The 5,755-nt window shown below is 71.1% G+C and carries 6 protein-coding genes; 2 read left to right on the top strand and 4 right to left on the bottom strand.

The features are described from left to right. Window positions 1-551: hypothetical protein (locus tag VLF38_RS10165; RefSeq protein ID WP_325271147.1), on the bottom strand; the 551-nt coding region annotated here is incomplete at its 3' end. Window positions 552-612: 61 nt separating this feature from the next. Then, entirely contained in the window at window positions 613-1,233 is a 621-nt protein-coding gene (locus VLF38_RS10160; RefSeq protein WP_325271146.1) for a disulfide bond formation protein DsbA, read from the bottom strand. A 129-nt stretch (window positions 1,234-1,362) separates the two neighbouring features. Here VLF38_RS10160 and pepN point away from each other — a divergent pair, with 129 nt between their 5' ends. Beyond that, window positions 1,363-3,921 carry an aminopeptidase N gene (gene pepN, locus VLF38_RS10155; RefSeq protein ID WP_325271145.1) on the top strand — a complete coding sequence of 853 codons (2,559 nt, stop codon included), beginning with the start codon at window positions 1,363-1,365 and terminating at the stop codon, window positions 3,919-3,921. Window positions 3,922-3,984: 63 nt separating this feature from the next. On the opposite strand, the gene VLF38_RS10150 is transcribed toward pepN, so the two are convergent. Both VLF38_RS10150 and VLF38_RS10145 read right to left on the bottom strand, forming a co-directional pair. Continuing rightward, window positions 3,985-4,350 carry a DUF5130 family protein gene (locus VLF38_RS10150; protein ID WP_325271144.1) on the bottom strand — a complete coding sequence of 122 codons (366 nt, stop codon included), beginning with the start codon at window positions 4,348-4,350 and terminating at the stop codon, window positions 3,985-3,987. Beyond that, window positions 4,337-4,609, bottom strand: coding sequence for a hypothetical protein (locus VLF38_RS10145; RefSeq protein ID WP_107700365.1), 273 nt, complete (start codon window positions 4,607-4,609; stop codon window positions 4,337-4,339). Before VLF38_RS10145 ends, VLF38_RS10150 begins: the two co-directional genes overlap by 14 nt. A 59-nt stretch (window positions 4,610-4,668) precedes the next feature. Between VLF38_RS10145 and VLF38_RS10140 the strand changes: the two genes are divergently transcribed. Further along, on the top strand, window positions 4,669-5,652 hold the full coding sequence (locus VLF38_RS10140) for a mechanosensitive ion channel family protein (RefSeq protein ID WP_325271143.1): 984 nt from the start codon (window positions 4,669-4,671) through the stop codon (window positions 5,650-5,652). The last annotated feature ends 103 nt before the right edge of the window (window positions 5,653-5,755 follow it).

Here is a 5,755-nt window from a genome sequence, read left to right as displayed (position 1 = left end):
GCGACGGCGGTCGCTGTCGCCGGGCCCGTGCCGTCTGCTGCGAGGGCGAGGCTGTCGGCGGTGCCGGTCCTGCCGGGGTCGATGGTGACCACCTTCAGGTCACGGGCGCCGCTCCCGGACACACGGGCCCGGACGGCGTCGGAGGAGCCGACGGCGACCAGGTGCGTGCCACGGGTCCCGTCGCCCTCGCGGACGTCGAGGTCGTCGAGGACGTCGAGCGCGCGCCAGCCGGTCCACGCGCCGTGCGTCCGGGTGCTGACCTGGACCGCGGGCGCGGGACCGCGCCAGGTCACCGCGACGTGGCTGAACGGACCGGGCCGGATGACGCCGGTCGCCCCGCCCTGCCCGCGCAGGGTCGCGGCCGGCAGCGGTGTCTCGACACCCCGGACGCCGTGCGCCGCGCGGTCGACGACAACCGTCGCACCGGCTCCGTCAGGAGGCACGGACGCGGGTGGTCCGGGGTCATCGATCCTCATCCCGACGATGGCCGTCGAGGCGATGCCGAGGACGAGGGCAGGGGTCAACAGGGTCCCGAGGAGGTGTGCACGCACCGATCCATGGTGCGCGAAGGACCCCGGGAAAGCGATGCATCCGGGGTCCTTCCGCGTGTGCTCAGCCGAACTGAGGGTCCTCCGTGCGGCTCCGCTTGAGCTCGAAGAAGTACGGGTACGACGCGATGGTCACCGTGGCATCCCACAGCCGGCCCGCCTCCTCGCCGCGCGGGATCCGGGTGATCACCGGACCGAAGAACGCCGCGCCGTTGAACGCGATCGTCGGCGTCCCGACGTCGTCGCCCACCTGGTCCATGCCCTCGTGGTGCGACTTCGCCACGGCGTGGTCGAGCGAGGTGTCGTCCATCGCGTCGACGAGGTCGGCGTCGAGTCCCGCCTCCAGGAGCGCCTCGCTGATCAGCGCCCGGCCGGCGTCGTCCTGCTCGTGGAGCTTGCGCCCCTCGTGGTGGATCCGGGTGCCGAGCGCGGTGTAGAGCGGCAGCAGCACCTCGTCGCCGTGGCGTTCCGCGGCGGCGACGCAGACGCGGACCGGACCCCAGGCCGGCGCGAGGATCCGGCGGTACTCCGCAGGCAGATCACGGTCCTGGTTGAGGTAGCCCAGGCTCATCACGTGCCAGCGGACCTCGATGTCACGGATCTGCTCGACCTCGAGGATCCAGCGGGAGGTCGCCCAGGCGAACGGACAGAGCGGGTCGAACCAGAAGTCAGCAGCGTCGGTCATGGCGCCAGCGTGCCAGCAGGGTGTGCGGAGGACAGGTCGTGCGGGGCCCTGGCCCACCGCTGGTCACGCTTCCATATCGACCCGCTCCCGCACTGTGACGGTGGGGGAACGGGTGGTTGGATGGCGCTCATGCCCGGAACGAACCTCACCCGTGAGGAGGCCGCCACCCGCGCAGCCCTCCTCGACGTCGCGTCCTACCTCGTCCAGCTCGACCTGAGCGGCGAGTCAGACACGACCTTCGCCAGCACGACGACCGTCCGCTTCAGCTGCACCCAGCCGGGAGCGGGGACCTTCGCCGACCTGGTCGGCGCAGCGGAGATCCACGAGATCACGCTCAACGGCCGTTCGCTCGACCCGACCAAGGTCTACGCCGACTCGCGCATCGCGCTCGACGGCCTCGAGGCCGACAACGAGCTCGTGGTCCGCGCGGACCTGACCTACAGCCGCAGCGGCGAGGGCCTGCACCGCTTCGTCGACCCCGCCGACGACCGGGTCTACCTCTACACGCAGTTCGAGGTGCCCGACGCCCGGCGCGTGTACTGCACGTTCGAGCAGCCCGACCTCAAGTCCGTCTTCACCTTCCACGTCACCGCCCCCGCGTCCTGGAAGGTCGTCTCCAACTCCCCCACCCCGTCGCCGGTCGCCGTCTCGGAGGGCGTCGCGCGCTGGGAGTTCGCGGAGACGGTGCGCATGTCGACGTACATCACCGCGCTCGTCGCCGGTGAGTACCACGAGGTCTCCGACGTCTACGACGGCGCGCACGGCGAGATCCCGCTCGGCGTCTTCTGCCGCCAGTCGCTCGTGGAGCACCTCGACCACGAGGAGATCATCGAGATCACCAAGCAGGGCTTCGGCTTCTTCGAGGATGCCTTCCAGTTCCCCTACCCGTTCGGCAAGTACGACCAGCTCTTCGTGCCGGAGTACAACATGGGCGCGATGGAGAACGCCGGCTGCGTGACCTTCCGCGACGAGTACCTCCCCCGCTCGCGCCAGACGAAGGCGTTCTACGAGCAGCGGGCCAACACGATCCTCCACGAGATGGCGCACATGTGGTTCGGCGACCTCGTGACGATGAAGTGGTGGGACGACCTCTGGCTCAACGAGTCGTTCGCCGAGTGGGCCTCGCACCACGCCGCCGCCAAGGCGACCGAGAAGTACGCCGACGCGTGGACCGGCTTCACCAACGCGCGGAAGAACTGGGCCTACCGCCAGGACCAGCTCCCCTCGACGCACCCGATCGCGGCCGACAACCACGACCTCGAAGCCGTGGAGCAGAACTTCGACGGCATCACCTACGCGAAGGGCGCCTCGACGCTGAAGCAGCTCGTCCACTGGGTCGGCGAGGAGCCGTTCCTGGCCGGTCTGCGGGCGTACTTCCAGAAGCACGCCTTCTCCAACTCCGAGTTCGCCGACCTGCTCGGCGCGCTCGAGGACGCCTCGGGCCGCGAGCTGACCAGCTGGGCCGAGGAGTGGCTGCAGACGTCGGGCGTCAACACGCTCTCGGCGTCGTTCGACGTCTCCGAGACGGGCGAGTTCACGCGCTTCGAGGTGGCCCAGACCGCCGCTGCGGAGTACCCGACACTCCGCCGTCACCGGATCCGCGTGGGCCTCTACGACCTCGAGGGTGGCCGCCTGGTCCGCCGCCACCAGGTGGAGACCGACATCGCCGGTGCGTCCACTGCGGTCGACGCCCTCGTCGGCGAGAAGCAGCCCGACCTCGTGCTGCTCAACGACGACGACCTCACCTACGCCAAGATCCGTCTGGACGAGCGTTCGCTCGCGACCTTGGTCGGCAACATCGACAAGCTCGACGACTCGCTGGCCCGGGCGCTCTGCTGGGGTGCCGCGTGGGACATGACGCGCGACGCCGAGATGCGGGCCTCCGACTTCGTCGCGCTCGTGCTGCAGGGCGTCGACACCGAGACCGACCTGACCGCGGTCGGCGCACTGCTCGGCTACGCCTCGTCCGCTGCCTCGCTCTTCACCGCCGAGGCGCACCGCGGCGACGTCAAGGCGCAGTGGGAGTCCGGCCTGCGCCAGCTCCTCGAGGCGGCCGAGCCGGGCAGCGACCACCAGCTCGCCCTCGCCCGCGCCTACGCGGCGGCGGCCCGCAGCGAGGAGGGCGCGGCGTACGTGAGGGGGCTGTACGACGGCTCGCAGGCGCTCGACGGCCTCGAGGTGTCGCAGGACCTCCGCTGGGTGCTGCTCACCTCGCTCGCCGCTGGTGGTCACGTCGGCGACGCCGAGATCGATGCCGAGCTCGCGCGCGACACGACCATCTCGGGCCAGGAGGCTGCGTCGGGTGCCCGCGCCGCGATCCCGACCGCCGAGGCCAAGGAGCGCGCCTGGGAGATCGGTGTCATCGCCGACGACACCCCCAACGAGACCGCGCGGCGCACGTGCGCGAACTTCCAGGTGCCCGGCCAGGCCGAGGTGCTCGCGCCGTACGTCGACCGCTACCTCGAGATCGCCGGCACCCTGCTCGAGACCCGCACGGTCTGGCTGGCCAGGCTGGCGCTGGAGCTCTGCTTCCCGCGCGCCAACCCGTCGGCGGAGACCTTGGCGAAGGTCGACGCGTGGCTGGCCGCCTCGAGCGAGGTCAACCCCGCCGCGGTGCGCTACGTCAGTGAGGGACGCGCCGACCTGGCCCGTGCCCTGGCCGCCCAGGAGCGCGACGCCCGCGCCTGAGCCACGGCGTACGACGAAGGCCCCGACCGGATCGGTCGGGGCCTTCGTGTCTGTCGCGGTGGGTCAGGCGGTGGCGCGGTCGGCGAGTGCGCCGATGCCGCGGACCAGGCCGCCGACGAGGTCACCCTCGGAGAACGCGAGCTGCATCTCGAGCGCGGTGAGCTGCACCTGCTCGTCCGGCAGGCGCTCGCGGACCCAGCCGCCGGTGACGATCTCGAGCGCCCGCTGCGCGGGGTCGACCATGATCACCAGCGAGCGCGTGGGCGCCGTCAGGGTGTTGTGGAGCTGGGTGGCGAAGGCGCGCGGGTCGTCGCCGTCGGCGGGGCCGACGTACGCCGTGATCTCCATGCGCGACCGGAGCTCGGCCTTGCGGATCGCCTCGGCGATCCGCAGACGCTGCTCCCGGGTGAACGAGTCACCAGCGGGCACCAGCGCCACCTGCCTTCGAGTCCTCGCCATCGGGGGCAGCGAGCTCGTCGCCGGACTTGCGCGGGCCGCCGAACCACTCGCTCTCGGTGCCGGCAGCAGAGCCGCCCTTGACGAGACGCGGGAGGAGGACCAGCAGCACGATCGCGGCGAAGAGCAGCGCGGGGTAGCCGACGATGACCAGGAGCGCCTGGAGTCCGTCGACGTCGTTGTTCTCGGCCCAGCCCTGCGGGACCACGAGCGGAAGGGTCAGGATGTTCACGGCGACAGCATATCGGGCTGCGGCGTGTGCCTGTGAGCCCTGCCCGTAGCCTCGTCCCCATGTCGTTGAGCACCACCGTGACCCTGCCCTTCCTCACGCTCCCCGGCGCCGATGCAGTCGCCAGTCCCTGTGCGTCCGACGATGGAATCTCCTGCGACCTGGCGTGGCGCTGGACCCAGAACCAGACCGCCGCCGAGCTGGCGACGGTGCTCATCGGACGACCGCTCGCGATCCTCGTGCTCGTCCTCGGTGGCCTGCTGGTCCGCTGGCTCGCTGGGCGACTCATCGACCGGATGGTCGACCGGATCGCGGCCGGCCCGCTCAACGAGCGCCGGCAGGTGCGCGCGCGGACGATGGGCTCGCTCATCAAGAGCATCGTGACGACCGTCATCGTCTTCGTCGTGCTGCTGATGATCATCAGCGAGGTCGGTTACCCGATCGGCCCGATCATCGCCAGCGCCGGAGTCGTCGGCGTCGCCATCGGCTTCGGCGCCCAGAGCCTGGTCAAGGACTACCTCTCCGGCATGTTCATGATCTTCGAGGACCAGTACGGCGTCGGCGACTCGGTCGACCTGGGCACCGTGGTCGGCGCCGTCGAGGCCGTCGGCCTGCGCGTGACGCGGCTGCGCGACGTGCACGGCACGGTCTGGTACGTCCGCAACGGCGAGATCCTGCGCGTCGGCAACCAGAGCCAGAACTGGGCGCGCACCGTCCTCGATGTCGGCGTCGCGTGGAACTCCGACCTCGACGCGGTCCGCGCCTCCCTCCGTGCCGTCGCCCACGAGCTCTGGGAGGACTCCGCGTACGCCGGGGTCGTGCTCGAGGAGCCCGAGGTCTGGGGCGTGGAGGCACTCACCGGCGAGACCGTCACCATGCGCGTCACGCTGAAGACCTCACCCGGTGAGCAGTCGCGCGTCGCCCGGGCGATGCGCGAGCGGATCAAGGCGCGCTTCGACCTCGACGGGATCGAGATGCCGGCACCGGCCCGTGCCGCCACTCCGGCAGCGGGCACCCGCCCCGCGGGTCCCCCGCCCACCTCCTGATTCGCCGAGCCGGCGCGAACCTGCACCGACATGCGTCGAGGCGGCGCGAACCTGCACCCGACATGCGTCGAGGCGGCGCGAACCTGCAACGAATCTGCAGGTT

Source organism: Nocardioides sp., assembly GCF_035481145.1.
Taxonomy (GTDB): domain Bacteria; phylum Actinomycetota; class Actinomycetes; order Propionibacteriales; family Nocardioidaceae; genus Nocardioides.
This window is presented reverse-complemented; position numbering and strand designations above follow the sequence as displayed.

What these genes read in the sequence shown, in the direction of transcription:
- VLF38_RS10160 (WP_325271146.1), bottom strand. Translation starts at nt 1,233, where the DNA reads ATGACCGACGCTGCTGACTTCTGGTTCGACCCGCTCTGTCCGTTCGCC.
- pepN (WP_325271145.1), top strand. Translation starts at nt 1,363, where the DNA reads ATGCCCGGAACGAACCTCACCCGTGAGGAGGCCGCCACCCGCGCAGCC.
- VLF38_RS10140 (WP_325271143.1), top strand. Translation starts at nt 4,669, where the DNA reads ATGTCGTTGAGCACCACCGTGACCCTGCCCTTCCTCACGCTCCCCGGC.